This window comes from Nocardiopsis sp. iso_40 (assembly GCF_056173285.1).
On sequence record NZ_CM149666.1, the window covers coordinates 1,951,348 to 1,977,165 of the forward strand.

At 70.5% G+C, this 25,818-nt stretch carries 22 protein-coding genes; 13 read left to right on the forward strand and 9 right to left on the reverse strand.

The window, feature by feature from the left end:
- Positions 1-74: 74 nt before the first annotated feature.
- The 3 genes from AC0VYD_RS08675 to AC0VYD_RS08685 are packed head-to-tail and all read left to right on the forward strand — an operon-like array spanning position 75 to position 2,891.
- Positions 75-1,823, forward strand: coding sequence for a DEDD exonuclease domain-containing protein (locus tag AC0VYD_RS08675; protein ID WP_475479391.1), 1,749 nt, complete (start codon positions 75-77; stop codon positions 1,821-1,823).
- Positions 1,801-2,565 carry a rhomboid family intramembrane serine protease gene (locus AC0VYD_RS08680; protein WP_191273482.1) on the forward strand — a complete coding sequence of 255 codons (765 nt, stop codon included), beginning with the start codon at positions 1,801-1,803 and terminating at the stop codon, positions 2,563-2,565. Before AC0VYD_RS08675 ends, AC0VYD_RS08680 begins: the two co-directional genes overlap by 23 nt.
- Positions 2,566-2,615: 50 nt before the next feature.
- Positions 2,616-2,891, forward strand: coding sequence for an Lrp/AsnC ligand binding domain-containing protein (locus AC0VYD_RS08685; protein WP_473040606.1), 276 nt, complete (start codon positions 2,616-2,618; stop codon positions 2,889-2,891).
- A 124-nt stretch (positions 2,892-3,015) separates the two neighbouring features.
- On the opposite strand, the gene trpD is transcribed toward AC0VYD_RS08685, so the two are convergent.
- On the reverse strand, positions 3,016-4,128 hold the full coding sequence (trpD, locus tag AC0VYD_RS08690) for an anthranilate phosphoribosyltransferase (protein ID WP_475479392.1): 1,113 nt from the start codon (positions 4,126-4,128) through the stop codon (positions 3,016-3,018).
- Between the two features lie 239 nt (positions 4,129-4,367).
- On the reverse strand, positions 4,368-4,805 hold the full coding sequence (locus AC0VYD_RS08695) for a hypothetical protein (RefSeq protein WP_475479393.1): 438 nt from the start codon (positions 4,803-4,805) through the stop codon (positions 4,368-4,370).
- Between the two features lie 481 nt (positions 4,806-5,286).
- On the opposite strand from AC0VYD_RS08695, the gene ctaE reads away from it, so the two are divergent.
- From ctaE to qcrB, 4 genes are read left to right on the forward strand one after another with little or no spacing between them, the layout of a single operon-like run.
- Positions 5,287-5,913, forward strand: a complete 627-nt coding sequence (ctaE, locus tag AC0VYD_RS08700) for an aa3-type cytochrome oxidase subunit III (protein WP_475479394.1) — start codon at positions 5,287-5,289, stop codon at positions 5,911-5,913.
- Positions 5,914-5,930: 17 nt separating this feature from the next.
- Positions 5,931-6,869: a cytochrome bc1 complex diheme cytochrome c subunit gene (qcrC, locus tag AC0VYD_RS08705; RefSeq protein ID WP_475479395.1), complete on the forward strand. Its 939-nt coding sequence runs from the start codon at positions 5,931-5,933 to the stop codon at positions 6,867-6,869.
- Positions 6,862-7,995, forward strand: coding sequence for a cytochrome bc1 complex Rieske iron-sulfur subunit (qcrA, locus tag AC0VYD_RS08710; RefSeq protein WP_475479396.1), 1,134 nt, complete (start codon positions 6,862-6,864; stop codon positions 7,993-7,995). The genes qcrC and qcrA overlap by 8 nt, the downstream gene beginning before the upstream one ends.
- Before the next feature lie 3 nt (positions 7,996-7,998).
- Positions 7,999-9,651, forward strand: coding sequence for a cytochrome bc1 complex cytochrome b subunit (qcrB, locus tag AC0VYD_RS08715; protein ID WP_475479397.1), 1,653 nt, complete (start codon positions 7,999-8,001; stop codon positions 9,649-9,651).
- 402 nt (positions 9,652-10,053) lie between these two features.
- On the opposite strand, the gene AC0VYD_RS08720 is transcribed toward qcrB, so the two are convergent.
- Positions 10,054-11,862: an AMP-dependent synthetase/ligase gene (locus AC0VYD_RS08720; RefSeq protein WP_475479398.1), complete on the reverse strand. Its 1,809-nt coding sequence runs from the start codon at positions 11,860-11,862 to the stop codon at positions 10,054-10,056.
- Between the two features lie 556 nt (positions 11,863-12,418).
- Here AC0VYD_RS08720 and AC0VYD_RS08725 point away from each other — a divergent pair.
- Positions 12,419-12,931, forward strand: coding sequence for a hypothetical protein (locus tag AC0VYD_RS08725; RefSeq protein ID WP_475479399.1), 513 nt, complete (start codon positions 12,419-12,421; stop codon positions 12,929-12,931).
- 145 nt (positions 12,932-13,076) lie between these two features.
- Complete coding sequence (locus AC0VYD_RS08730; RefSeq protein ID WP_475479400.1) at positions 13,077-14,021, forward strand: ROK family glucokinase; 945 nt, start codon at positions 13,077-13,079, stop codon at positions 14,019-14,021.
- A gap of 93 nt (positions 14,022-14,114) precedes the next feature.
- Here AC0VYD_RS08730 and AC0VYD_RS08735 read toward each other — a convergent pair whose 3' ends face one another.
- On the reverse strand, positions 14,115-14,966 hold the full coding sequence (locus AC0VYD_RS08735) for a lysophospholipid acyltransferase family protein (protein ID WP_475479401.1): 852 nt from the start codon (positions 14,964-14,966) through the stop codon (positions 14,115-14,117).
- Positions 14,967-15,393: 427 nt separating this feature from the next.
- Here AC0VYD_RS08735 and AC0VYD_RS08740 point away from each other — a divergent pair, with 427 nt between their 5' ends.
- From AC0VYD_RS08740 to macS, 3 genes are read left to right on the forward strand one after another with little or no spacing between them, the layout of a single operon-like run.
- Positions 15,394-16,191 (forward strand): alpha/beta hydrolase, encoded by a 798-nt coding sequence (locus AC0VYD_RS08740; protein WP_475479402.1) that lies wholly within the window; start codon positions 15,394-15,396, stop codon positions 16,189-16,191.
- Positions 16,188-17,114 (forward strand): hypothetical protein, encoded by a 927-nt coding sequence (locus tag AC0VYD_RS08745; RefSeq protein WP_475479403.1) that lies wholly within the window; start codon positions 16,188-16,190, stop codon positions 17,112-17,114. Before AC0VYD_RS08740 ends, AC0VYD_RS08745 begins: the two co-directional genes overlap by 4 nt.
- 3 nt (positions 17,115-17,117) lie before the next feature.
- Positions 17,118-18,251, forward strand: a complete 1,134-nt coding sequence (gene macS, locus AC0VYD_RS08750; protein ID WP_475480221.1) for a MacS family sensor histidine kinase — start codon at positions 17,118-17,120, stop codon at positions 18,249-18,251.
- Between the two features lie 3 nt (positions 18,252-18,254).
- Here macS and AC0VYD_RS08755 read toward each other — a convergent pair whose 3' ends face one another.
- Positions 18,255-18,890, reverse strand: a complete 636-nt coding sequence (locus AC0VYD_RS08755) for a molybdopterin-dependent oxidoreductase (RefSeq protein ID WP_475479404.1) — start codon at positions 18,888-18,890, stop codon at positions 18,255-18,257.
- A gap of 370 nt (positions 18,891-19,260) precedes the next feature.
- Here AC0VYD_RS08755 and aroF point away from each other — a divergent pair, with 370 nt between their 5' ends.
- Positions 19,261-20,307, forward strand: a complete 1,047-nt coding sequence (aroF, locus tag AC0VYD_RS08760) for a 3-deoxy-7-phosphoheptulonate synthase (protein WP_452546033.1) — start codon at positions 19,261-19,263, stop codon at positions 20,305-20,307.
- A gap of 66 nt (positions 20,308-20,373) precedes the next feature.
- Here the strand turns inward: aroF and thiI are convergent, their stop codons facing one another.
- The 4 genes from thiI to pknB all read right to left on the reverse strand — a co-directional run bounded on the left by thiI (position 20,374) and on the right by pknB (position 25,748).
- A complete protein-coding gene (thiI, locus tag AC0VYD_RS08765) occupies positions 20,374-21,654 on the reverse strand; it encodes a tRNA uracil 4-sulfurtransferase ThiI (protein WP_475479405.1) in 1,281 nt (426 codons plus the stop codon).
- Positions 21,655-21,864: 210 nt separating this feature from the next.
- A complete protein-coding gene (locus AC0VYD_RS08770; RefSeq protein WP_191273519.1) occupies positions 21,865-22,890 on the reverse strand; it encodes a 6-phosphofructokinase in 1,026 nt (341 codons plus the stop codon).
- Between the two features lie 169 nt (positions 22,891-23,059).
- Entirely contained in the window at positions 23,060-23,725 is a 666-nt protein-coding gene (locus tag AC0VYD_RS08775) for a response regulator (RefSeq protein WP_475479406.1), read from the reverse strand.
- A gap of 49 nt (positions 23,726-23,774) precedes the next feature.
- Entirely contained in the window at positions 23,775-25,748 is a 1,974-nt protein-coding gene (gene pknB / locus AC0VYD_RS08780; RefSeq protein ID WP_475479407.1) for a Stk1 family PASTA domain-containing Ser/Thr kinase, read from the reverse strand.
- Between the last annotated feature and the right edge of the window lie 70 nt (positions 25,749-25,818).

Consider the following 25,818-nt stretch of genomic DNA (forward strand, 5'->3'; position numbering starts at 1 on the left):
GCGGTCGGTGCCGCCCCGTCATCCACATCTTTCCATGTCGGGCGGGGCGGACCGTAGCCCGGCGGTGTTTGGTCGTGGGCCCCGACTACCCTGACCGGGTGCTTCGACAGTCAGCGGCGCCCGCGGGCGTCCAAACCAGCCTCGAAGACCTGGGCACGCCGCTGCCTGAGGTCTCCTTCGTCGTCGTCGACCTGGAGACCACCGGCACCAGCGCCTCGAAGTCCCGGATCACCGAGATCGGCGCGGTCCGCGTGCGCGGCGGGCGGGTCGTGGACGAGTTCGCCACCCTGGTCGATCCGGGCACCCCCATCCCCGCCGACGTCACCCTGCTGACCGGGATCACCCAGTCGATGGTGGCCACCGCCCCGCCGGTCGGGGAGGTCCTGCCGGACCTGCTCGCCTTCCTGGCCGCGGACCCGAACACGGTGCTGGTCGCGCACAACGCCCCCTTCGACACCGGTTTCCTCCGGGCGGCCTGTGAACGCGAGGCCGTCGAGTGGCCCGCGCCCCCGGTCGTGGACACCCTGCGCCTGGCCCGGGCCGTGCTGCCCCGGCCCGAGGTCCGCAACCACCGCCTGGGCACCCTGGCCGCCTACTTCGGCGCGCCCACCACCCCCAACCACCGGGCCCTGGACGACGCCCGCGCCACCGTCGACGTGCTCAACGGGCTGCTCGCCCGGCTCGCGCCCCTGGGGGTGACCAGCCTGGAGGAGCTGCGGGCCGTCAGCAAGCCCCCCACCCGCGCCCAGCGCGAGAAGCGGCACCTGGCCGAGGGCCTGCCCGAACGCCCCGGCGTGTACGTGTTCACCGACGCCCGGGGCCGGAGCCTGTACGTCGGCAAGAGCAACAACCTGCGCCGCCGGGTCGCCTCGTACTTCACCGCGGCCGAGTCCCGCAGACGGATCAGGGAGATGGCCGGGCTGGTCGAGGGGGTCACCCCCATCGTGTGCACCACCGACCTGGAGGCCTCGGTCCGCGAGCTCCGCATCATCGCCGAACGCAAACCGCCGTTCAACCGCCGCTCGCGCAACCCCGAACGCGCCGCCTGGGTCAAGCTCACCACGGACGCCTACCCGCGCCTGTCCGTGGTGCGCGTGATCAAGGACGACGGAGCGCCCTACCTGGGCCCCTACAACTCACCGAGGGAGGCGGAGGCCGCCAGGGAGGCGATCCTGCACGCCCTTCCGCTGCGCCAGTGCACGCACACCTTCGGCCCGGACCGGCCGGTGGCCCGGTGCGTACTCGCCCAACTGGGACGTTGCGGCGCCCCCTGCGACGGCTCGGAGACACCGGCCGCCTACACCGTGCACGCCGACGCCGCGCGCACCGCCATGACCGGGGACCCCGCCGTCGTCGTGGACTCCCTCACCGGCCGCATCCGCGAACTCGCGGCCGAACTGCGCTACGAGGAGGCGGCGAGTCTGCGCGACCGGCTCACCGCCTTCCTGCGCGGCGCCCGGCGGGCCCAGCGGCTCACCGCGATCGCCGCGGTGCCGCACCTGGTCGCCTCCCGGCCCGGGGCCACCGGGTGGGAGACCGTCGTGGTCCGCCACGGCCGCCTGGCGGCCAGCGCCGTCCTCGCGCCCGGCACCGACCCCGCCGCGTTCCTGGGCTCCCTCACCGCCACCGCCGAGCGGGTACCCGCCGGGTACGGTCCGGTCCCCAACGCCACGGCGGGGGAGACCGAACTGGTCCTGGACTGGCTCACCGGCCCGGGCACCCGCCTGGTCGAGATCGAGGGAGAGTGGACATGCCCGCTGCGGAGCGCCCAAGCGCACGCCGAGATGACACACTGGGCCCATGGCCGCGCTTCCGCTCAATGACGACTACCCCGTCCGTCGCGCACCCGTCGTCGCCTTCGGGCTGATCGCGGTCAACGTCCTCGTCTACCTGCTGTCACCGCAGGCGACCACCGCCGTCTGGTACCCGGTGGACATGGTGGGGCGCTTCTGCGCGATCGACGACTACTTCATGCGCTGGGGCGCGATCCCCGACGAGATGCTGGGCCGGACCGACCTGGCCGCCCCGCTGACCCCCGAGTGCGGCGGCATCGGGGGCAAGTCCGTCTGGTTCTCGGTGCTCAGCTCGATGTTCCTGCACGCGGGGCCCGCGCACCTGCTGGGGAACATGGTCTACCTGTTCGTGTTCGGGCCGGTCGTCGAGGACCGGATCGGCAAGTTCCGCTTCCTGGTCCTGTACCTGGTCACCGGGATCGTCGCCGCCTACGGCTTCGCGCTGGCCGACGCGGACGGAACCGTGCCCATGATCGGCGCCTCGGGGGCGATCTCCGGGGTGCTCGGCGCGTACCTGGTGGTGCAGTTCCGCAGCCGGGTCACCACGCTGGTGTTCGGACTCATCCCGATGCGTCTGCCCGGGTGGGCCGTGGTGGGCAGCTACTTCGCGCTTCAGTATCTTCTCTACGTCACATCCTCGACCGCTCCGGGCGCCGGATCCAACGTGGCCTACGCGGCGCACGTCTACGGGTTCGTCGCAGGGGTGATCGCGGGACTCGTGGTGTACCGGCTGCGATGGCGCTCCGGGACGCGGCTCTCCGACGTCTACTAGTGCCCCGCCGGGCCGGCGCCCGTCCCGCACCGAACCGCCCAGGAGGCACAGTGATCACCGCGATCGTCATGATCAAGGCCGACGTTCACCGCATCCCCGAGGTCGCCGAGGCGATCGCCGAGATCGACGGGGTCAGCGAGGTCTACTCCGTTACCGGCGGGGTCGACCTCATCGCCATGGTGCGGGTGCGCCGCCACGAGGACCTCGCCGAGGTGATTCCGGGCCGGGTCAACAAGGTGCCCGGTGTGACCTCCTCGGACACCCACATCTCCTTCCAGACCTACTCCAAGCACGACCTGGAGTCGGCCTTCGCCCTGGGCTGGTAGCCGTACCCGGACGCCGAGGCCCGCGAACCGCAGAGCCCGCGGACCCGGTCGGGGGCGCGGTGAACGGCCTGCGTCCACCACGCCCCCGGCGTGCGTCCCGGCGGTCCCGGCCGCGTCCGTGCGGCTAGAGGCCCTTGGCCAGGCCCTGGCTGGTCTCCACCCAGGAGGCGAGGAGGCGCTGCGCGGCGCCGCTGTCCACCGCCGCGGCGGCCCGCTCGTAACCCGAGCGCACCGCCTCGGTCAGCGAGCCCTCGACCCCGTCCACGGCGGCCAGGGCGGCGCCGGCGTTGAGCAGCACGGCGTCGCGCACCGGGCCCCGGCGCCCCCCGACCAGGTCGCGCACGGCCTGGGCGTTGAACTCCACGTCGCCGCCGCGCAGGGCGTCCGGGGCGGACCGTTCGATGCCCAGGTCGGCCGGGTCCAGCCGTTCGCGCCGGGCCCGGCCGTCGGAGACCACCCAGACCGTGGACGAGGTGGCCGTGGTCAGTTCGTCCAGGCCGTCGTCGCCCCGGAAGACCAGGGCGCGGGAACCGCGCCGGGCGAACACCCCGGCGATCACCTCGCACATGCGCTCGTCGAACACGCCGATCGCCGAGGCGGTGGGCTGGGCGGGGTTGGTCAGCGGACCGAGGAAGTTGAACACGGTCGGCACCGCCAGCTCGCGGCGCGGCTTGGCGGCGAACCGCAGCGAGGGGTGGAACAGCGGGGCGAAGCAGAAGGTGATGCCCGCCTCCCGGGCCACCCGTACGGTCAGCTCCGGCGGCAGGTCCAGGACCACGCCGAGGCGCTCCAGTACGTCGGCGGTACCGCAGGAGGAGGACGCCGCGCGGTTGCCGTGCTTGACCACACGGGCACCCGCGGCCGAGGCGACGACGGCGGCCATCGTGGACACGTTCACGGTGTGGGCCCGGTCGCCGCCGGTTCCGACGATGTCCAGGGTCGGGCCGTCCACGCTGATCCGGACCGCGTTGTCGAGCATGCCCTGGGCCAGACCGCTCACCTCGGACACGCTCTCGCCCTTGGCGCGCAGGGCGATCGCGAAACCGGCGATCTGGGCGTCGGTCGCCGACTCCGACATGATCTCGTTCATCGCCCACTCGGTGTCGGCGGTGCTGAGGGAGACCCCGCCCAGCAGGGCGGTGATCAGGTTGGCCCAGGTCCGCTCCTCGACGGCGGAGTCGGGCCGCTCCTGTTCGGGCCGGTGCTGTTCGGGGGCTGAGGCTTCGGGGACGTTCATGGCGTTGACTCCACGGGTGACGGAGGGGCGGACTGGCGAGACGGCCGTCGCGGGGCGGGCGGAAGCGGACCGCCCGCCCTCAACGGCTCCGGGGAAGGGAGAGAGACAGGGCGCGGCCGCGCCATCGCCCTCGGCCCCATGATTCGGGGCACCGTCTGCTGCGTGGCTGAGAATCCATGTCCCTGTCGCCGTTCTCTCGCTCGGTCATCGCCTGACCGGGTTCGTCACGCCCCACCGGTTCACCCGCTGAGCGCCGCGGTGCGCTGGCGCATGAGTTCGGCCAGCGACTCCGCGAGCGCGACGGGGTCGATCGGGTGGCTCACCACCTGGTCGGCCTGCGACCAGGTCGCCAGCCAGCCGTCGTCGCGCCGTCCCACCAGCAGGAGCACCGGCGGGCAGCGGAAGATCTCGTCCTTGATCTGGCGGCACAGGCCCATCCCGCCGGTGGGCGCGGCCTCGCCGTCGAAGACGGCCACGTCGATGCGCTCGGCCGGGTCCTTGGACTCCAGCTTGCGCAGGACACCGGGTGCGGTCGCGCACTCGACGAACTCGACCCTGGGAACATCGGCGGCGGGGCGGCGACCGATCGCCAACCGCACCTGCTCACGGGTGTCCGCCTTGTCGCTGTAGACCAGCACGCGCATCCTGGCACCCGTGTCCGTACCGCTGACCACCATCGCGCAACCGTCCCATCGCGTCTGTCCGCGGCCGCCGCCGTGGGGGGTGCGGCCGTGGCGTTCGTTGGCTGTATGCCTATGACTGTATTGCCTCGAGGTCACCCGGCCCAGAAGGGCCGGGGAACCGGCGAAGGGGTTGAGACCTTCGACACCACAGGATGCCAGGCCCCCGGGGAGCTTCGCTAACCAACCCCGGGAGCGGCGTTGCCCAACGGTGACCGTTTCGATACCTCAGCGTTGGACGGGCGGGGTTCAGGCGTCTCCCCGGCGGGTACGGATCGCCTCAGCCGCCCAGGATCGAGCTTTTCCGCCCATGTGAGCGCGTCAGGTGCCGACGGACGGCGCACGAGCGGTTACAGTAACGCCTGAGTCACAGCGACGGAGCTGCTCCGGGCCCTGACGGCGGTCGATACCGGGACCGATCCGCCTCCTTACGGGGGGTCGAGTACGGACCTTCGCGAGAAGCCGTAATAATGCTCCCGTGGCGACAGCAACCGCGAACCCAAAAACAGCAACCGCATCAGCGCATGGTGCGGCAAAGCGTCCTGACCTGGTGAGCGTTGGCACCATCGTGTGGCTTGCCAACGAGCTCATGTTCTTCGCTGCGCTGTTCGCGATGTACTTCACCATCCGATCGGTGACCAACGGGAACCCCGAGCTCGGCGAGTGGGCGGACGTCCACCTCAACGTGCCGTGGGCGTCCACGATCACCGTTGTCCTGGTGGCTTCCAGCTTCACCGCGCAGTTCGGCGTCTGGGCCGCGGAGCGCGGCGACGTCAAGAAGCTGCGCATGTGGTTCTTCATCACGTTCTTCATGGGCCTGTTCTTCATCCTTGGACAGGCGTATGAGTACTACGAGCTCATCCTCCACGAGGGCCTGACTCTGCAGTCGAGCGCCTACGGGTCGATGTTCTTCTTGACCACGGGCTTCCACGGACTCCACGTCATCGGTGGTTTGATCGCGTTCCTCATCATGCTGGGACGCACGTACGCCGCGAAGCGCTTCACCCACCAACAGGCGACTAGTGCGATCGTCGTGTCCTACTACTGGCACTTCGTCGACGTCGTCTGGGTCGCTTTGTTCGTAACCATCTACTTCATCCAGTAACCCGAAACGGGGAAACCGTGAAATGGATTACCGCGCGGCGACGGCATCCCCTGGCGGGGTACGTCGTCGTCATCCTCGCGCTAGCCCTGTTCGGGGTGGGGTACGCCGCACTGGCCCCCACCTCCGACCAGGCGCAGGCGCAGACCCTTGCCGCTGAGGCCCCGTCCGCCGACGAGGTGGACATCGCCGAGGGCAAGGCCATCTTCGACCAGACCTGTGCGAGCTGCCACAACTACGACGGAAGCGGCACCTACGACGAGGACGGGAACGTCACGAACGGTCCCGACCTGCGCGAGGTCGGATCGGCCGCGGTCGACTTCCAGGTCAGCACCGGTCGTATGCCGTCGATGGACCCGGACACCCAGATGCCGCGCAAGCCGATGGCCATGTCCGAGGAGGAACTCGACAACCTGATCGCCTACTACAACGATCAGATCAGGACCGACGGTGCCGGCGCCGACATTCCCTACGAGGTGCCCGGCGAGGCTCCGGAACGTGCGGACTTCGAGGACGAGGAGTCCTACGAGGAGGCCCTCGCCGAATACGAGGCCGAGTACGACGCCTACATCGAGGGCGCGGACAACACCGACATGGGCATGAAGCTCTACCTGACCAACTGTGCGCACTGCCACAGCTGGTCCGGTGGCGGCGGTGCCCTGACCGACGGCCGTTGGGCCCCCGAGATCCACGACGCGACCCCGCGCCAGATCTACGAGGCCATGGTCAGCGGCCCCGGCGCCATGCCGATGTTCAGCGACGGCGTCATCACCCCGGAGGAGAAGCAGGAGCTCATCTCCTACGTGAAGACCCTCCAGGCCGAACCGAACGCCGGCGGGATCTTCGACCTGGACCGAGTCGGCCAGGTGGCGGAGGGTTTCATCGGGTGGACCGTCGGTCTCTCCCTGATCATCGCCTGCGCGATCTGGATCACCGCGAAGCAGCGTGCCCATGACTGAGAACAACAACGACAACAACGCCGGGGACGACGCCAACGAGCGCGTGGTCGGCACCCCGACGGACACCCCGGACGTGGTGTCCGAGACCTCCCCCGAGCCGCAGGACGAGCACGACGGGCCGTACCTGGCCTCCGAGACGCACAAGCACCCGGAGGAGCAGCAGCGGCGGGGCGAGAAGATCGCCTCGCTGTGGTTCGTCATCGCTTTCCTGAGCGGTATGGGGTTCCTGGTCTCGTACTTCCTCTTCCCGCCGAACGCGGCGGGGGAGCCCGCGATCGGGGACCCGCAGATCGCCCAGTACTCGAACATGCTGCTCGGTGGCACGCTCACTCTCGCCATGTTCGGTATCGGTGCCGGTATGACGGTCTGGGCGCGCAACATCATGCCGCACTACGAGGTGGCCTCGCCCTACGACGAACTGCCCTCCAAGGACGAGGAGAAGGGCTCCTTCAGCGAGTTCTTCATGAAGAGCGCGGACGAGAGCGGCTTCACCAAGCGGCCTCTGATGCGTCGCACCCTCATCGCGGCCATGCTGCCGCTGGGTATCGCCCCGATCGTCCTGCTGCGCGACACCGGCCCCGTTCCCGGGGACAGGATGAAGGAGACCCGGTGGACCGACGGCATGCGCATGTATGTCGAGGGCACCCACCGCTACCTCCGGGCCGAGGACGTGGAGAACGACCCGTACGGGATGATCTCCGCCCTTCCCGCGCTGGACGACGAGGGCTACCCGCACGGGATGAGCCTCACCGACCAGGCCAAGTCCGTCATCCTGCTGATCAAGATCCCGGAGGAGGACTGGGAGTCCGGGATGAAGGAGAAGGTCAGCGAGGACAGCGAGGACACCCACCTGAACTGGACCCACCAGGGCATCGTGGCGTACTCGAAGATCTGCACGCACGTCGGCTGCCCGGCCGCGCTCTACGAGCGCACCACGCACCGCATCCTGTGCCCGTGCCACCAGTCCACGTTCGACGCGGCCAACGCCGCTGAGGTCGTCTTCGGCCCGGCCCACCGGCCGCTGCCGCAGCTTCCGATCGGCGTCGACGACGAGGGCTACCTCGTCGCCCGGGGTGACTTCAACCAGCCGACCGGGCCGACGTTCTGGGAATACGCGGAGGACTAGTCGATGAGTAAGACCACGCAAGCACCCAAGGCGCTGCGCGGCGTCGGAAACTTCATCGACGACCGCTTCCACCTGGCCAAGACCGGTGAGAAGAACCTTCGCAAGGTCTTCCCGAACCACTGGTCCTTCATGCTGGGCGAAATCGCGCTCTACTCGTTCATCATCCTGCTCGTCACCGGCGTGTTCCTCACGCTGTGGTTCAAGCCGAGCATGGCGGAGATCGTCTACGACGGCTCCTACGAGCGCCTCCAGGGCGTTCCCATGAGTGAGGCGTTCGCCTCGACCCTGCACATCGACTTCGATGTCCGGGGCGGGTTCCTCATGCGTCAGATCCACCACTGGGCGGCGCTGATCTTCGTCGCCTCGCTGGTGGTGCACATGCTCCGGGTGTTCTTCACCGGTGCGTTCCGCAAGCCGCGTGAGATCAACTGGCTCATCGGTGTCGCCATCTTCACCCTGGCCATGGTCGAGGGCCTCTTCGGCTACTCGCTGCCGGACGACCTGCCCTCGGGCATGGGCGTGCGGATCCTCCAGGGCGTGATGCTGGCGATCCCGCTGGTGGGTTCCTACATCTCGATGTTCCTGTTCGGCGGGGAGTTCCCCGGCGAGGACATCATCACCCGCCTGTACATGCTGCACGTGCTGTTGATCCCGGCACTCCTGCTGGGGCTCATCGTCGCGCACTTCATGATCCTGTGGCACCAGAAGCACACGCAGTATCCGGGGCAGGGGCGGACGGACAAGACCGTCGTCGGAACACCCATGTTCCCGGCGTTCGCGGTCAAGGCGGGCGGCTTCTTCTTCTTCACCTTCGCCGTCATCGCCGGTCTGAGCGCGTTCGTCCAGGTCAACCCGATCCACCTGTTCGGCCCCTTCACTCCGACGTCCATCACCTCCGGTCTCCAGCCGGACTGGTACATGGGCTTCATGGAGGGTTCGCTGCGCATCTTCCCGAACTACCTGGACTTCACGATCCCGATCGGTGACGGGTACCCGATCATGACCGCGGTCCTCGTGCCGGGTCTGGTCGTCCCGGGCCTGATCTTCGGCGCGCTGGGCGCGTGGCCGTTCATCGAGCAGTGGATCACCGGTGACAAGCGCGCCCACAACGTCGCCGACCGTCCGCGCAACGCCCCGGTCCGCACCGGTCTGGGCGTCGCCGGGATCGTCTTCTACGGCGTGCTCTGGCTCGCCGGCTCGAACGACATCCTGTCGGAGACGTTCTCGATCGACCTGTACCTGACCACGTACATCTTCCGTGTACTGGCCATCGCCGGTCCGATCGTGGGCTTCATCGTCGCCAAGCGGATCTGCCTGGGTCTGCAGCGCCGTGACCGGGAGACCCTGGAGCACGGTTACGAGAGCGGCGTCATCCAGCAGCTGCCCAGCGGTGAGTTCATCGAGGTCCACAAGGAGAGCTCGGACGAGACCACCCACGTGCTGGAGAGCAAGCCGGTCATCACCTCGACCGCTCTGGAAGAGGACGAGACCGACGACAGGGGCGTGGAGAATCCCGAGGCGCGCAAGCCGAAGGGCAAGCTCCGCAGGGCTCTGGCGCACTGGTACACGAAGGACAACGTGTCCTTCGAGGGCGTGGCGGCCCACAGCGGCCACCACCTGCACCACTCCGCAGACGGAGACGACGGGGCCCACTAGGGTTCGACCCACCAGGGCTCCGAAGTGACGACGGACCCGGCCGCACCGCGCGGCCGGGTCCGTCGTGTTTCTCCGGGGCGGCGCGGCTGTCGCCGCTGCGACCCGCGGGTGCGCCCGGGCCCCGTCTGCGGGGCGGCCCCGTCGCCGGAGCCGACCCCGGACCCCTCGGGCCCGACCCCGTGGGCGGCCGGGGCCGGTACGGGCCCGCAGCGTACGGCTCAGGGGCGGGGAGCCCCGGTGCTCCTCGCGCTGCTCCCCGTCCGGGCGTACCCCCGCCCGGACACGGAGAGGCCGGAACCCGCCCAGGACACCCCCGGGGACGCGCAGAAGCCCCCCGGGTACGCGGAAGGGGCCGGCCGCCCGTCGGCGACCGGCCCCCTCGGTTCAGCGGGAGCTTCGGGCTCAGCCCGTGTAGATGTCGTCGATCTCCTTGCTCCACTGCTTGCTGACGACGTGGCGCTTGACCTTCAGGGAGGCGGTCATCTGGCCGCCCTCCTCGGTGAAGTCGTGCGGCAGGATCTTGAACTTCTTGATGCCCTCGGCCTTGGAGACGGCCTTGTTGGCGTCGTCAACGGCGTCCTGGATGGCCGCGTTCAGGTCGGCGTCCCCGGTCAGGTCGGCGATCTCACCGGTCTTGTTGTTCGACTCCTTCCAGAGCTCGAACGAATCGGGGTCGATCGTGACCAGCGCCGCGATGAACTTGCGGTTGTCACCGACGACCATGCACTGGCTGACCAGGGCGTGGGCGCGGATCCGGTCCTCCAGGACGGCCGGGGCGACGTTCTTGCCGCCCGCGGTCACGATGATCTCCTTCTTGCGGCCGGTGATGCTGAGGAAGCCGTCCTCGTCCAGCGAGCCGAGGTCGCCGGTGCGGTAGAAGCCGTCCTCGAAGGCCTCCTCGGTGGCCTTCTCGTTCTGCCAGTAGCCGCTCATGATGTGGTCGCCCCTGAGCAGGATCTCGCCGTCGTCCGCGATGCGTACGGTGGTGCCCGGCATGGGCTGGCCGACGGTGCCGATCTTGTTGAACCCGGGGCTGTTGACCGAGGTCGGAGCGGTGGTCTCGGTGAGGCCGTAGCCCTCGACGATGGTCAGGCCGGCGCCGCGGAAGAAGTGGCCGAGGCGGCTGCCCAGGGCGGAGCCGCCGGAGACCGCGTGCCTGGCTTCGCCGCCGAGGCGGGCCATGATCTTCCCGTAGACCAGCTTCTTGAACAGGCCGTGCTTGAGCTTGAGGGTGAACGGGACGTTCCCCCTGCTCAGGGCCTTGCTGTACTCGATGGCGGTCTCGGCGGCGGCGTTGAAGACCTTGCCCTTGCCCTCGCCCTCGGCCTTCTGCTGGGCCTTGGTGAAGACCTTCTCGAACACGCGGGGGACCGCGAGGAGGAAGGTGGGCTTGAAGACCGAGAACTGGTCGATCAGGTCCGGGCCAGTGCTGGGGAAGTGGCCCAGGACGGCTTTGCCCTCGACGACCATGACCTGGACGAAACGCGCGAAAACGTGTGCCAGGGGCAGGAAGAGCAGGGTGGAGGGGGTGCCCTCGTGCTCCAGGATGATCGGCTTGGCCGGACCCTCCAGCGCCGAGTGGGCGATGAAGAGGAAGTTGCGGTGGGTGAGCTGGCACCCCTTCGGGCGGCCGGTGGTGCCGGAGGTGTAGATGAGGGTGGCCAGGTCGTCGGCCCGGACCGCGGTGCGGCGGCTTTCGAGGTCCTCGTCGGAGACGTCGGCACCGGTGGCGCGCAGGGCTTCCAGGTCGCCGCCGTCGAACTTCCAGAGGTTGGCCAGTTCGGGGGTGTTGTCCCGGATGGTACCGACGCGCTCGGCGTGGGCTTCGGTCTCGACGAAGGCGGCCTTGGCCCCGGAGTTGGAGAGGATCCACTCGATCTGCTCGGCGGAGGAGGTCTCGTAGATCGGTACGGTGACGGCGCCGATCGCCCAGATCGCGTAGTCGGCGACGGTCCACTCGTAGCGGGTGCGCGACATGATGGCGACCCGGTCGCCCTGCTCGATGCCCGCGTTGATCAGGGCCTTGGCGTATCCGACGATGTCGCCGTGCAGCTGCTCGACGGTCACGTCGCGCCACTGGCCGGACCCGGTTTCCTCCTGGCGGCGGGCTGCGACGGCGTTCGGCTCGCTGGCCGCGCGCGCAAAGAGCGTGTCGGTCAGTCGCGCGTCATCGGAGATCTCGGCCTTCGCGGGAGAGCTGTATTCGCGCACGTGGTGCTCCTGGACATGTACGGATTCTTGGTGGTGGGGACGTGACGACCGTAACAACACAACCCTACTCGTGAGTAGGACAGGTTGCCGTTCGGTATTCAACGGTGATCGGAGCTTGACGCGTGAGTGAGGGTGAACGCGCTGTTCGGTCGCGTTTGCACCGGCTGCTGCGCGCGGCTGGTCCGGGTCCTCCCCGTGTGGTGTTGTGCGCGTGACCGGGTCCGCCGACGGGCTGGTCGGCCTCCGTCGACCTGCCCGGGAAGATGCAGGTCAGGCGGGTGATTCCGGTTACTTCTCGCGCGGAGCCGAGACTATCGCCTGCCGGGGCCGTGTGCACATCCGGTCGGATCCGTGTCGTTTCCGCCCAAGCGGAGCGTTCCCTCCCCTCGGCGGGTCCCGTCCCCGCCCCTCCCAACGCGGACGGGTCCCCGGGTCATCCCCGCCCTCGTCCCCCCTTCTTCCCTGGTTCCCCCCTGAACCTGCCCTGAGACACCTGCCGGTGCCCGGTTCGGGCGGTTAACGTGATGCCACAGGACGCACCACAGGAGGCTCGAACATGACCGACAACAACGGTGTGGGACCGGGGCGGCCGAACAGCGGCCGCCCGGACGGCCCCGACCTCGTCGACGACGCCCTGCGCCTGGTCGGCAGCCTGCAGCGCAAGCTTCTGGTGGCCGGGGTCAAGCGCGGTGTCAGCGCGGTCACCAGCCCTCCGCCCAAGGACGACGTGTGGGAGGAGGCGATCCGCATGGAGACCAGGCAGGAGCGCCCCCCGCTGGAGGAGTTCGTCGAGATCGTGCGCAAAAGCGCCCCCGAGGTCGCCGGGCACCTGGGGCGGGCCGGGCTGTCCCTCGCCGACGCGGTGGGGCGGACCTGGGGGGTGGTGGAGCGCTCCTTAGAGCAGGGGCGGGAGGAGGCCGCCCGGGCGCGTGCGGACCGGGAGGAGCGTGAGCGCGCTGACCGGGAGCGCGACGCGCGGGTCGGTCGCGAATCCCCCTCCGGTGCCGGAGCGGACGGCGGGAGCGGCGCTCAGGAGGATGTGGACGAGCAGGTCAAGGCGGGTGAGTAGGGATAAGTGAGAGGTATCGGCCCTCGGGGTGTTCTCGGCTGTCCATGCCTGGTTTAATCGAGTGGTTTACACCATTTGAAAAATCTCTGACATGAACCTTGAGACTTATGTCAGAGTTCGGGCGTAAGTAGAAGGAGCTGCCCCCATGCTGACCATCGGCGTAGACATCGGCGGAACCAAGGTGGCCGCCGGCGTCGTCGACCACGAAGGGCAGATCCTGGACAAGGTCAAGTACCCCACCCCCGCCAACGACCCCCGGCAACTGGCCGAAGTCGTGGCCAAGGCGGTGGAGGAACTCCGCTCACGCAGGCCGCAGGAGGTCGGCGCGGTGGGCGTGGGCGTGGCCGGGTTCGTCGACGAGGACCGGGCCACCGTCCAGGTCGCGGTCAACCTGGGTCTGCGCGAGGAGCCCCTCAAGGAGCGCGTGCAGCAGCGCGTGGAGCTGCCCGTGGTGATCGAGAACGACGCCAACGCCGCGGCCTGGGCCGAGGCCCGCTTCGGCGCCGGGCGCGGCAGCGACCACATCGTCTGCGTCACCCTGGGCACCGGGATCGGCGGCGGCCTGGTGCTCGGCGGTGAGCTGCACCGGGGGCGCTTCGGGGTGGCCGCCGAGGTCGGCCACTACCGCATGGTGCCCCACGGCCGCCGCTGCGCCTGCGGCAACCACGGCTGCTGGGAGCAGTACGCCAGCGGGCGCGCCCTGGTGGCCGAGGGGCAGGACCTGGCCCGCACCGATCCCGAGCGGGCCGAGAGGATGCTCAAGATCGCCGGCGGCGTGGTCGAGCAGATCGGCGGGGAGTGCATCACGCAGGCGGCCCTGGAGGGCGACGCCGCGGCTCTGGAGTGCTTCCGGATCGTGGGGGAGTGGGCCGGGCTCGGCCTGGCCGACCTGGCGGCGATCCTGGACCCCGAGTGCTTCGTCCTGGGCGGCGGGGTCTCCGACGCGGGCGAGGTCATCCTCGACCCGGTCCGGGCCTCCTTCGCGCGGCACGTCTCCGGGCGCCCGGGCCGCCGACTGGCGCAGGTCCGCGTGGCCGAACTCGGCGGCGAGGCGGGCATCGTCGGCGCGGGCGACCTCGCCCGGCGCTGACCGGCCCCGCACCGACCGGCACAGCACGAGGGGCGGCCACCGGAAGAACCGGTGGCCGCCCCTCGCCGTCGGCAGCGGACGCCCCGCGCCGACCTAGCCCTGGGCGTCGTCGCTCTCGGCGGACTCCTTCGCGGCCTTCTTCCCGGCGCGCCTGGCCTCCTTGCGGGCCCTGCGCTCGGCCCTGCGCTCGGTTCTGCGCTCGGCGCGCCGGGTCCGGCGCTCGTCCTTCGCGCTGGCCTGCTGCTCGCGCCGGGCCTCCTTCTCCTCGGCCTCGATCTCGGCCTTGACCGCCTGCGCGTAGCGGTCCACGTACTCCTGGCCGGAGAGCTCCATCAGGGCGTACATGATCTCGTCGGTGATGGCGCGCAGGACCCGCTGGTCCTTCTCCATGCCGTAGTAGCGGGAGAAGTCGAGCGGCTTGCCGAAGACCACCTTGGGGCGCACCCCCAGCTTGGGGACGGTACGGCCGGGGGGCATGATCTTCTCCAGGTTGATCATCGCCATCGGCACCACCGGGGCCTTGGCCTCCAGCGCCAGCCGGGCCACACCGGTACGCCCCCGGTACAGCTTGCCGTCGGGGGAGCGGGTGCCCTCCGGGTAGATGCCCAGCAGGTCGCCGCGCTTGAGAACGCGCAGACCGGTGCGCAGCGCCGCCTCACTGGCCCTGCCCCCGGACCGGTCGATCGGGATCTGCCCCACCCCGGTGAAGAAGGCCCGGCTGACGAACCCCTTCACACCGGTGCCGGTGAAGTACTCGGCCTTGGCGAGGAACGTGATCTTGCGCGGCAGCGGCAGCGGACCGAAGAAGTGGTCCGAGAACGACAGGTGGTTGCTGACCATGATGGCCGGACCGCGCCTGGGCACGTTCTCCACGCCCTCCGCGCGCGGTTGCCACAAAACGGCCAGAACCGGCCCCAGGATTGCCTTGACCACCCAGTAGAACATCGCTTCAGATCACCCCTGCACACGCGGGGAGCACTGGGCAGGGTCTGCCACGTCTCACTGTCCCGCTCGGCCGATATCGTTCGGAACACTCCCACCGCGGGTGCGGGGGAGGCTGACAAGCGTCATCTTCCCACCACGTGCGGGTAACCGCCAAAGCGCCCGAAACGGACCGTCTGGTCCGTCACGTGTGAAGAGGGGCCCACAGGAGCCGCACCGCGGGGGCTCAGTCGAGGATACTCACCGGCGGCGGGGCGCATCGCGGCTGACCCGCCTCCGGGACCGGGGAACACGCCGGGCCCGCCCGCGGTTCGGGCATGGGGAGCGCTGACACGCCCCCGATGGCAAACGCCCGTCCGAACGGCTAGCCTCACGCCTGGGGGCAGCCCGCCACCGGAGCCCTCCGCCGCACGATCCCGGGAGCAGACCTGTGAGACCGACCAACGCCATCCCCCTCGCCCCGGGGGCGGAGCCGTTCAGCCACATCGGGTCCGGCGTCGGGGTCCTGCTCTGCCACGGCTTCACCGGTTCGCCCCACTCGATGCGTCCCTGGGCCGAGCACCTGGCCAGGTCGGGGCTGAGCGTCGAGGTGCCCCGACTGCCCGGGCACGGCACCACCTGGCAGGACATGGCCCTCACCACCAGCGACGACTGGTACGCCGAGGTGGAGGGGGCGCTGCTCGCCCTCGCACGCCGGTGTGACGAGGTGTTCGTCATGGGCCTGTCCATGGGAGGCGCCCTCACCCTGCGCCTGGCCCAGGAGCACCCCGAGACCGTCAGGGGCGTCGTCCTGGTCAACCCCTCCCTGGCCGTGGAGGACCCCAGGCTCCCGATCATCGCTCCCTTCCGCCGCCTCGCCGCGCGCATCCTGCCCTCCACACCCGGGCTGGCCAGCGACATCTCCCTGGACACCGCCACCGAAGGCGGCTACGACCGGGTCCCCACCGCGGCGGCCGCGACACTCCCGAAGCTGTGGCGCGCAGTTCAGGACGGCATGTCCGGTTTGTGGGCGCCGGTTCTGGCCTACCGGAGCACCCAGGACCACGTCGTGGGGCCGGACAGTCTGCGTATCCTCGCCAGGAGGGCGGTCAACGCCCGGTTGACGATCCACCTGCTTCACGACAGCTACCACGTGGCGACCCTCGACCGCGACGCCGCCACCATCTTCGAAGGAAGCCTCGCGTTCGTGCACGAGCGCAGTAGAAGCGGGAAAGGAGCCGCCCGATGACACAACGTCGGGGCAACGGCCTGCTCGCCGACGCCTACGTTCCCCTGATCCTGCTCGCGCCCTCACACGCCGACCGCATGCTGGAGGCGCTCCGGGCCAGCGGGATCGCGGCCTACGCCGTCCCCCTGGAGGAGGACGTCCTGGAACCCACCGGCAGCCAGGCGGATGACGACCCGCCCACCGACCACCTCTACGTCGACGCAGAGGAGCGTACGGCGGCCGAACGGGTGCTCGGCTCCGAACTGCCGGACCTGGGCGACCCGGAGGACGGCCCCGACCTGCTCGCTCCGCGCGGTGAGGCCCGATCGGAGACCGAGGGCGGGGAGCACGGCCCGCAGACCCCGGCGGCGCACGAGGGCGGCGAACCCCCGGTAGGCGGCGACCTGCTGGACGGCCCTCCGGCCGACGCGGCCCCCGAGGCCGCCCCGGCTCGCGACGACGACGAGGACGACGTCTGGAACGACCTGGTCGCCCGCTTCTACGACGACACCGAGACCTCCGGCGAACGGCGCGACCGCGTCGCCTGGCCGGACGCGGAGAACCTCGACGCTCCCGACGAGGGCCGGACGCGGATCGGCGACATCCTCGCCAACCTGCCCCGGGACCGGGGCGAGGACCAGGACGAGGACCGCACCCGCGGGGAGGAGCGGCGCAGGGCCGAGGCGGAGCTCGAAGGCCACTACGAACCCCCGCCCCCGCCGCCCCTGCTCCAGGGGGACCGGGTCGGCATCGCGGCCTGGTTCGGTCTCCTCGGCGGCCCGGTGCTGCTGTTCGGAGCCGCCTTCCTGGGTGTCTCGCTGCCGAACTGGATCATGTTCCTGGCCGTCGCGGCCTTCCTGACCAGTTTCGTCGTGCTCATCCTGCGGATGACCGACTCCCGGCCGCCCGGTGACGGCGGACCGGACAACGGGGCGGTGGTCTGAGCCCTGGGCTTCGACGTCCCCCTCTGGCGCGCCTTCTCCCTCTTCCGCGCCGTCGCCCTGATCTACGCCTTCGTGTCGGTCGTCCAGCACCACGAGCACCTGGTCCGGCCCTGGGCGGCCTGGGCCGTGCTCGTCGTCATGTCCGTGTGGACCCTGGTGACGGCCTACGCCTACGCGCGCCCGGCCCGGCGCACCTGGCGGCTGCTCACCGCCGACCTCGCCGTGGCCTTCGGCTGCCTGTTCGCCACCGGGCTGGCCGCCAGCCCCTACTTCCTCACCCAGGCGCCACCGCTGAGCTCCTACTGGTTCGCCGGGGCCGCTCTGTCGGCCAGCGTCATCTGGGGCCGGCGCGGGGCCGCCACGGTCGCCCTCGCCTACGGGTTCGCCGACATCACCCTGCGCGTGCTCATGGCGGCCGACATCACCGCCGCCACCGTTCGGGGGGTGGTGCTGCTCCTGCTGGCCTGCCTGGCCGTGGGCTACATGGCCCGGGTGGCCGAGCAGGCCGAGGAGCGCTTCGCCCGTGCGGTGGCCCTCGAAGCGCGTATCCGCGAACGGGAACAGCTCGCCCGGTCCATCCACGACTCCGTGCTCCAGGTGCTCGCCCTGGTACGCCGACGCGGGGACGAGATCGGGGGAGAGGCCGCGGAGCTGGGCCGGATGGCCGGCGAACAGGAGGTGCGGCTGCGCTCCCTGGTCTCCGAAGGCCTGGGGGCGGCGGTGTCCGGCCCCCCGGCCGCCGAGGAGGCCCCGACGGACCTGAGGGACCCGCTGCGCCGCCTGGAGAACGTCCGGGTCTCGGTGTCCGCCCCCGCCACCCCGGTGCTCCTGCCCGGGCACGCGGTCGCCGAACTCACCGCGGCGGTGGCCGCGGCGCTGGACAACGTGGAGCGGCACTGCCCGCCGGGAACCCGGGTGTGGGTTCTGGTCGAGGACGAGGAGCACGCCGTCACCGTGACCGTGCGGGACGACGGGCCGGGTGTGCCGCACGGCCGCCTGGCCCGGGCCCGGGCCGACGGTCGCCTCGGAGTGGCCCAGTCCGTCCTGGGCCGGGTACGCGACCTGGGGGGTAGCACCGAGATCCACTCCGAGCCGGGTGAGGGCACCGAGATCGAGATGAGCGTCCCCCGGGGCTGAGGGTCACGGCGGCGGCCCCGCGCCGGTGTCCTCCTGGTGGGAGAAGCGCTCCTCGTTCCAGGGGTCGGCCCGGTTGTGGTAGCCGCGCTCCTCCCAGAACCCGCGCCGGTCGCCGACCATGTACTCCACCGACCGGAGCCACTTCACGCTCTTCCACCCGTACAGGTGCGGCACCACCAGGCGCACGGGGAAACCGTGCTCGGGGGCGAGCGGAGCGCCGTCCCGGTGGGTGGCGAGCAGGACGCCCTCGTCGAGGAAGTCGTCGAGGCGCATGTTCGCGCTGTAGCCGTACTCGCCCCAGGCCATCACATGGGTGGTCTCGGGGGAGGGCGGGGCCAACCGGACGAGGTCGGCGGCACGGACGCCGCCCCAGGGGACGTCGGGGACGCTGAACCGCATCACGCAGTGGAAGTCGCGCACCACGCCCGCGCGGGGGAGGCCGCCGAACTCCTCCCAGGTCCACCGGTAGGTGCCCAGGGACTCGGTGGCGCCGAACACGCGAAAGTCCCACCGCTCGGGGCGGAAGGAGGGGACCCGTCCGTAGTGCAGGGGCTTGTGCTCGTACCGGACCGCCTGGCCGGGAGGCAGTCGGCCCCGCTCTCCGCCGCCTTCGCCACCGGCCTCCGTACCCTCGGACACCCCGTCCCCCTGATCCTGTCGTTGCGGCCCCGCGGCCCCTGCACGTCCCCCCGCACGGGGGAGACGACGGATTCCTGTCATCCTGCCAGGCGGCGGAGAGAGCCAGATCACTCCCCCCTGCTGTGCGATGCAACGCTGACTGTGCGCTATAGTCACAGCCATGCAGCGAAACTTTTGGCGCTTTTATGGCTACCGGCCCCACTCCCCGGTCGCCTGTAAAGCGCTGCGCTGACACAGACGACCTCCAAGGAGCCCCGGGCCGGTACAGGCCCGGGGCTCCTTTGCTTTTCACCACCGGGTCTGTCTCGACTCCCGGTCAGGCGCGCTACCGCGCGGCTCAGCCAACAACCGACGAACAGGGACAACCCACATGGTCATCGTTATGGCGCCGGACGCCACCGCCGACAACATCGACGCGCTCGTCGAACTGGTCACCTCCGCCGGGGGCGAGGCCTACGTGACCCGCGGTGTGAGCCGCACGATCATCGGTCTGGTCGGCAACGTCGAACGGTTCCAGGACCTGGGCCTGGCCGCCAAGCCCGGGGTCAGCGACGTACTGCGCATCTCGGCCCCGTACAAGCTCGTCAGCCGGGAGAACCACGACAGCCGCACCGTGGTCAGCGTGCGCGGCGTCCCGATCGGCGGCGACAACATGACCGTCATCGCAGGCCCCTGCGCGGTCGAGACCCCCGAGCAGACCCTCGAAGCCGCCCGCATGGCCAGGGCCGCCGGTGCCGCCCTGCTCCGAGGCGGCGCCTACAAGCCCCGCACCTCCCCGTACGCCTTCCAGGGACTGGGCGAGGAGGGCCTGAAGATCCTCGCCGACGTGCGTGAGAAGACCGGCATGCCCATCGTCACCGAGGTCGTGGACGCCGCCGACGTGGAACTGGTCGCCTCCTACGCGGACATGCTCCAGGTCGGCACCCGCAACATGCAGAACTTCGCCCTGCTCCAGGCGGTCGGCGACGCCGGGAAGCCGGTCCTGCTCAAGCGCGGCATGAGCGCCACCATCGAGGAGTGGTTGATGGCCGCCGAGTACATCGCCCAGCGCGGCAACCTCGACATCGTCCTGTGCGAGCGGGGCATCCGCACCTTCGAGAAGGCCACCCGCAACACCCTGGACATCAGTGCGGTCCCGGTGGCGCAGAACCTCACCCACCTGCCGGTGATCGTGGACCCCTCGCACTCCGGCGGCAAGCGCGAACTGGTCCTGCCGCTCTCGCGGGCGGCCATCGCGATCGGCGCCGACGGCGTGATCGTGGACGTGCACCCGAGCCCGGAGACCGCGCTGTGCGACGGCCCCCAGGCACTGCTCGAGGAGGACCTGGACGAGCTCCGCGACCTGGCGGGCACCCTGGCCACCCTGAGCGGCCGTACCCTCACCCCGGCGCCCGGGCGCGAGCTCGCCGCACTGTGAGGCAGAGGTGCCCCGGACGCTCGCGGCAGGAGCGTCCGGGGCACCTTCGTGTCCGTGCCGGCCCCGCTACCCGGCGGTGGCGGCGCTGGGCGTGACCCGCTGGGGCGCCGCCTCGCCCAGGAAGCTGGGCTTGTGCATCTGGGCGGTGGTGACCAGCTGCTCGGCCAGCTCCTCGGCGTCCAGGCGCTTCTCGATCTGGCGCAGGTCGCCGATCTTGGCGGCCGTCTCCACCTGGCGCGGGGTCAGCATCGTGCAGCAGTCCTCGTCGGGCAGCTCCGAGATGGCCAGGGTGCCGATCCGGCGGGCCTGGTCCATGATCTCGGTCTTGTCCATACCGATGAGCGGCCGCAGGATCGGCAGGTCGACCGCGTCGTCCAGGGCGGTGATGTTGGTCATCGTCTGGCTGGAGACCTGGCCCAGGGCGTCGCCGGTGATCAGGCACTCCGCGTTCAGGTCGTCGGCCAGGGCCTCTGCGGTCTTGAGCATCAGGCGCCGCTGGGCGACGATCTGTAGCCGCTCGATACCGGAGCTCTTGAGCTGCTGCTGCGCCTTGCCGAAGGGCACCACGAACAGGCGCGAGCCCACCTGGTAGCGGTCCAGCTGGCGGACCAGGCTGTAGGCCTTGTAGATGGACTCGGGGCCGGTGAAGGGCATTCCGGAGAAGTGCAGGAAGTCGACCTTCAGACCGCGCCGGATCATCCGGTGGGCGGCGACGGGGGAGTCGATGCCGCCTGACATCAGGACCAGGCCGCGCCCGCTCATCCCGGCGGGCAGGCCGCCCTGGCCGGGGATGCCGTCGGTGAAGACGAAGGCCTCGTCCTTGTCGATCTCGACGTACAGGGTGTTGTCGGGGCGCTTGAGGTTCACCCCGTAGCCGTGGGCCTCGATGATCCTGGATCCGAGGAACCCGGCGAGCTCACCGGAGTTCATCTCGAAGCGCTTGTCGCGGCGGCGGGCGCGCACCGCGAAGGTGCCCTCCCGGTCGGCCATCGAGCGCACGGCGACGTCGGTGATGGTCTCCAGGTCCTTGGCCACGCGGCGCACCAGGTGTACCCAGACCACGCCCATGACGTTGGCCATCCGGTCGGCGATCTCGGCGATCTCCAGGTCGGAGGCGCCCGGCTTGCGCACGATGATCACACCGGCGCCCCGCTGGGAGAGCCGGATCTCGCCCAGGTCGCGGACGGAGGAGCGGATGTTGTTGTGCAGGCGGCGCTCGAACAGCTTGCGGTTGGAGCCCTTGAGAACGATCTCGCCGAGCTTCATGAGCACGCAGAGCTCGCCGAGCCCGGCGTCGGCTCCGACCTCGGTTGCGGGGAGCGGCGCGGACTCCAGCGACGCGGACATGGTGCTACCTCCGGAAGATGGTGCTTCGCGCCCCGGCGGGGCGGAGTCGTGGTGACGGAGCCGGGTGGGGACCCGGCTCCTCCCAGTATCGAACAATCCCCGGACCGCTCGGTCCATTCCCGCCTTCGTCCGCCGCCCGGTGAGATCCCGGACACGGAGCGGCCCCTCCCCGGGCGGGGAGGGGCCGCGTGCCGGTGCGCGGGGGCCGCCCTAGCCGAAGAAGACCTCGGCCTCCTCGTACCGCTCCGCGGGGACGGTCTTGAGGGTGTCGGTGGCCTCGGCCAGGTCCACGCGCACGATGTCGGTGCCCTGGAGCCCGACCATCTTGCCGAAGGACTTGTCGTGCACGGCCTCGATGGCGTTCACGCCCAGGCGGGTGGCGAGCACCCGGTCGAAGGCGGAGGGGGTACCGCCGCGCTGGACGTGGCCCAGCACGACCGAACGGGCCTCCTTGCCGGTGCGCTTCTCGATCTCCTCGGCCAGCGTCTGACCGATGCCGCCCAGGCGCACGTGGCCGAAGGCGTCCTTCTCGCCGGTGGCCAGCTCCAGCTGCCCCTCCTTGGCGTGGGCGCCCTCGGCGACCACGAGGATGGGGGCGTACTGCGTCTCGAAGCGGCTCTCGACGTGCTTGATGACCTCGTCCATGTCGAACGGGCGCTCGGGGATGAGGATGACGTTGGCCCCGGCGGCCATGCCCGAGTGCAGGGCGATCCAGCCGGCGTGGCGTCCCATGACCTCCACCACGAGGGCGCGGTGGTGCGACTCCGCGGTGGTGTGCAGGCGGTCGATCGCCTCCATGGAGATGTTGACGGCCGTGTCGAACCCGAACGTGTAGTCCGTCGCGTTGAGGTCGTTGTCGATGGTCTTGGGCACGCCCACGACATTGACCCCGCGGTCGTGCAGTTGGCGGGCCACGCCCAGGGTGTCCTCACCGCCGATGGCGACCAGGGCGTCCACGCCCAGCCCGGCCATGTTGTCCTTGACCCGCTCGACACCGCCCTCGATCTTCATCAGGTTGGTGCGGGAGGAACCCAGGATCGTTCCGCCGCGCGGAAGGATGCCGCGCACGGCGCTGATGTCCAGCGGCATGGTGTCGCCCTCCAGGGGCCCGCGCCAGCCGTCCCGGAAGCCGATGAACTCGTAGCCGTAGTCCTTGATGCCCTTGCGGACCACGGCCCGGATGACCGCGTTCAGACCCGGGCAGTCTCCGCCACCGGTCAGCACACCGACTCGCATGCGACTTCTCCTCGACGTTGTGGTTGTCCACGGCGCATGGCGCCATATGGTCTAGACCATAGTGCGCGGGGGGAGCCCGGGCCAACCCCGGTCGGCAATCGCCCTCCGAAACTCCGGGGGCGGACTGGGAGCGTGACCGAAAAAGTACCGCAGGGGCGGCGCGGGGAGGTTATTCGTCCAGACCCTGGTCGATGGCGTAGCGCACCAGCTCCACCCGGTTGTGCAGGTGCAGCTTGGTCAGGGTGTTCTGTACGTGGTTCTGTACCGTGCGGTGGGAGATGCCCAGGCGGCGGGCGATCTGTTTGTAGGCCAGCCCCTTGGCGACGAACCTCAGCACCTCGGTCTCGCGGGGGGTCAGGGCGGGCACCCGCCCCGGCCCGTCCGGCGAGCGGTCGCCGCCGGCCGAGAGCCGCCGGTACTCACCGAGCACCAGACCGGCCAGCCCCGGGGTGTAGACGGCCTCGCCGGCGTGGACCCGCCGGACGGCGTCGAGGAGCTCCTCGCGCCCGGCCGACTTCACCAGGTAGCCGGTGGCCCCGGCCTTGACCGCGGACAGGACGTCCTCGCTCTCCCCGCTGGCCGACAGGACCAGCACCCGGGGAGGTTCGGGCAGCCCCACCAGGGCCGCGGTCAGCTCCACCCCGCCGGTGTCCGGCAGGTGCAGGTCCACCACGGCCAGGGTGGGCCGGGCCGCGGGCGCGATACGCAGTGCCTTGGCCCCGTCGCCCGCGGTCCCCACCACCCGCAGGCCCGCCTCGGTCAGGTCGCGGGCCACCGCCTCGCGCCACATGGGGTGGTCGTCCACCACCAGTACCCGGATGTCGTCGCAGTTCATGCCGCCGACCATAGCGCCGCCGCCCGAACCCGCACCAGGGCGGGCCGGATCAGTCCTCGTCGTCCTCGTCGAAGTCGCCCAGGTCGATCCCGCCGGGGGTGGCGGTGATCGTGATCGTGGTGTCCTTGGGCGCGGTGCCGGTGTGCGACTGGTGCACGACCTCCCGGCCGCCCAGGATGCGCTCGACCTCCACCTTGAACCCGGCGTCCTTCAGTGCCTTGCGGGCGTCCTTGACGGACTCGCCGGTCACGTCCGGGATCTCGATCTCGGGCGGTCCGCTGGAGACGGTCAGGGTGACGGTGGCCCCGGGCCCGACGCTGGTGCCGGTGTCGGGATCCTGCGTGATCACCTTGCCCTCGTCGATGCTCTCGCTCGCCTCCTCGACGACCTCGACCGTCAGGCCCAGCTCGGTCAGGATCCTCTCGGCCTCCTCCAGCTCCTCGCCGGCCAGGCCCGGAACGGGGATGCCGCTGGAGAAGGTGACCGTCACCGTCTCCTCCCGGTCGGCCTCGGACCCCGCCTCGGGCACGGTCGCCATCACCTCGCCCTGCTCGTGGTCCGGGGAGTCCTGCTCCTCCTGGACGATGTTGTCCGGCTCGAAGCCGAGGTCCTCCAGCTCCTTGAGCGCGTTGGCGACGTCCTCGCCCACCAGTTCGGGCATGGTCACCGTCTGCGGCCCCTTGGACAGGAACACGGCCACCTCGTCGCCGGGGGACAGCCGCTCGCCGACCTCCGGCTCGGTGCCGCTGACCTCTCCCGCCGCCACCTCGTCGCTGTAGACGTCCTCCTCGGACAGGTCGAAGACCAGGCCCGCCCCGCGGATCTGTTCGCTGGCGGCCTCGGGGCTCATCCCCACCACGTCGGGGACGGGTTCGAACCGGCCGACGAGGAACCACCACCCCGCCACGCCCACGACCAGGGCCAGGGCGGCCGCGCCGACCACCATGAGGAGCCTGCGCGAGGACCGCGGGCGGTCCCGGCCGGGGTAGTCGTCATCGTCGTCGTAGTCATCGCCGCCCAGGTCGACGCCGTTCATGTCGACGACCATGGTCGCGTTCTCGGTACCCGGACCGGCGCCCCCGGCGATCAGCTGGGGCGCGGTCACGGTGGCCGCCGCGGGCGCCGGGGCGGCCACCGGGGGCATGCGCCCCGGGGACTCCGCAGGGGTCTCGGGGAGGGTCCCCAGGACCTCCAGGACCTTCGCCAGGTACTGGCCCGCGTTGCTCGGCCGGTACCTGGGGTCGCGCTCGGTCGCCTTGGTGACCAGGGCGTCCACCTCGGGCGGCAGCCCGGGCAGGAAGTGCGAGGGGCGGGGGACGTCCTCGTTCACGTGCTGGTAGGCGATCGCGATCGGGGTCTCGCCGGTGTGCGGCTGGCCGCCGGTGAGCAGTTCGTAGAGCATGATGCCCGCGGCGTAGACGTCGCTGCGGGCGTCGGCCACGCCCCGCTCGATCTGCTCGGGCGCCAGGTAGGCGGCCGTGCCCATCAGAGTTCCGGTGCGGGTCAGCCCCTGGTTGGACTGCTCCACGGCGCGGGCCAGACCGAAGTCGGCCACCTTCACCCGGCCGTCCTTGCTGATCAGGACGTTCTCGGGTTTGACGTCGCGGTGCACCATGCCCGCCTGGTGGGCGGCCCCCAGCGCGGCCAGCGCCGAGGCCGTCACGTTCAGGGCGTCCCTGGGGGCCAGCCGGCCGCGTGCCTTGAGCAGGTCGCGCAGGGTCTGGCCGGGGACGTACTCCATGGCCAGGAACACGTGTCCCTGGTCCTCACCCTGGTCGAAGACCTGCACGACGTTGGGGTGGGAGAGCTTGGCGACCGAGTGTGCCTCGTTGATGAAGCGCTGGACGAAGGAGGGGTCCTGGGCCAGGGAGGGGTGCATCACCTTCAGGGCCAGCCGTCGGTCCAGGCGAAGGTCGTGGGCGACGTAGACCGTCGCCATACCGCCACCGGCGATCCTTGACTCGACGAAGTAGCGACGGTCCAGCGTCGCGCCTACAAGCGGGTCGGAAGTCCTCATGTCCACGGCGGATGTGTGTCCTTGCTGCGGGGAGCGCGGGCGGTCGCGGCCGGTGGCGCGTACCCGACACCTGGTG

Excerpts from the sequence above, each read along its gene's own strand:
- AC0VYD_RS08680 (WP_191273482.1), top strand. The coding sequence starts at position 1,801 with ATGGCCGCGCTTCCGCTCAATGACGACTACCCCGTCCGTCGCGCACCC.
- trpD (WP_475479392.1), bottom strand. The coding sequence starts at position 4,128 with ATGAACGTCCCCGAAGCCTCAGCCCCCGAACAGCACCGGCCCGAACAG.
- AC0VYD_RS08695 (WP_475479393.1), bottom strand. The coding sequence starts at position 4,805 with ATGGTGGTCAGCGGTACGGACACGGGTGCCAGGATGCGCGTGCTGGTC.
- qcrA (WP_475479396.1), top strand. The coding sequence starts at position 6,862 with ATGACTGAGAACAACAACGACAACAACGCCGGGGACGACGCCAACGAG.
- qcrB (WP_475479397.1), top strand. The coding sequence starts at position 7,999 with ATGAGTAAGACCACGCAAGCACCCAAGGCGCTGCGCGGCGTCGGAAAC.
- AC0VYD_RS08725 (WP_475479399.1), top strand. The coding sequence starts at position 12,419 with ATGACCGACAACAACGGTGTGGGACCGGGGCGGCCGAACAGCGGCCGC.
- AC0VYD_RS08730 (WP_475479400.1), top strand. The coding sequence starts at position 13,077 with ATGCTGACCATCGGCGTAGACATCGGCGGAACCAAGGTGGCCGCCGGC.
- AC0VYD_RS08735 (WP_475479401.1), bottom strand. The coding sequence starts at position 14,966 with ATGTTCTACTGGGTGGTCAAGGCAATCCTGGGGCCGGTTCTGGCCGTT.
- AC0VYD_RS08745 (WP_475479403.1), top strand. The coding sequence starts at position 16,188 with ATGACACAACGTCGGGGCAACGGCCTGCTCGCCGACGCCTACGTTCCC.
- aroF (WP_452546033.1), top strand. The coding sequence starts at position 19,261 with ATGGTCATCGTTATGGCGCCGGACGCCACCGCCGACAACATCGACGCG.
- thiI (WP_475479405.1), bottom strand. The coding sequence starts at position 21,654 with ATGTCCGCGTCGCTGGAGTCCGCGCCGCTCCCCGCAACCGAGGTCGGA.
- AC0VYD_RS08770 (WP_191273519.1), bottom strand. The coding sequence starts at position 22,890 with ATGCGAGTCGGTGTGCTGACCGGTGGCGGAGACTGCCCGGGTCTGAAC.
- AC0VYD_RS08775 (WP_475479406.1), bottom strand. The coding sequence starts at position 23,725 with ATGAACTGCGACGACATCCGGGTACTGGTGGTGGACGACCACCCCATG.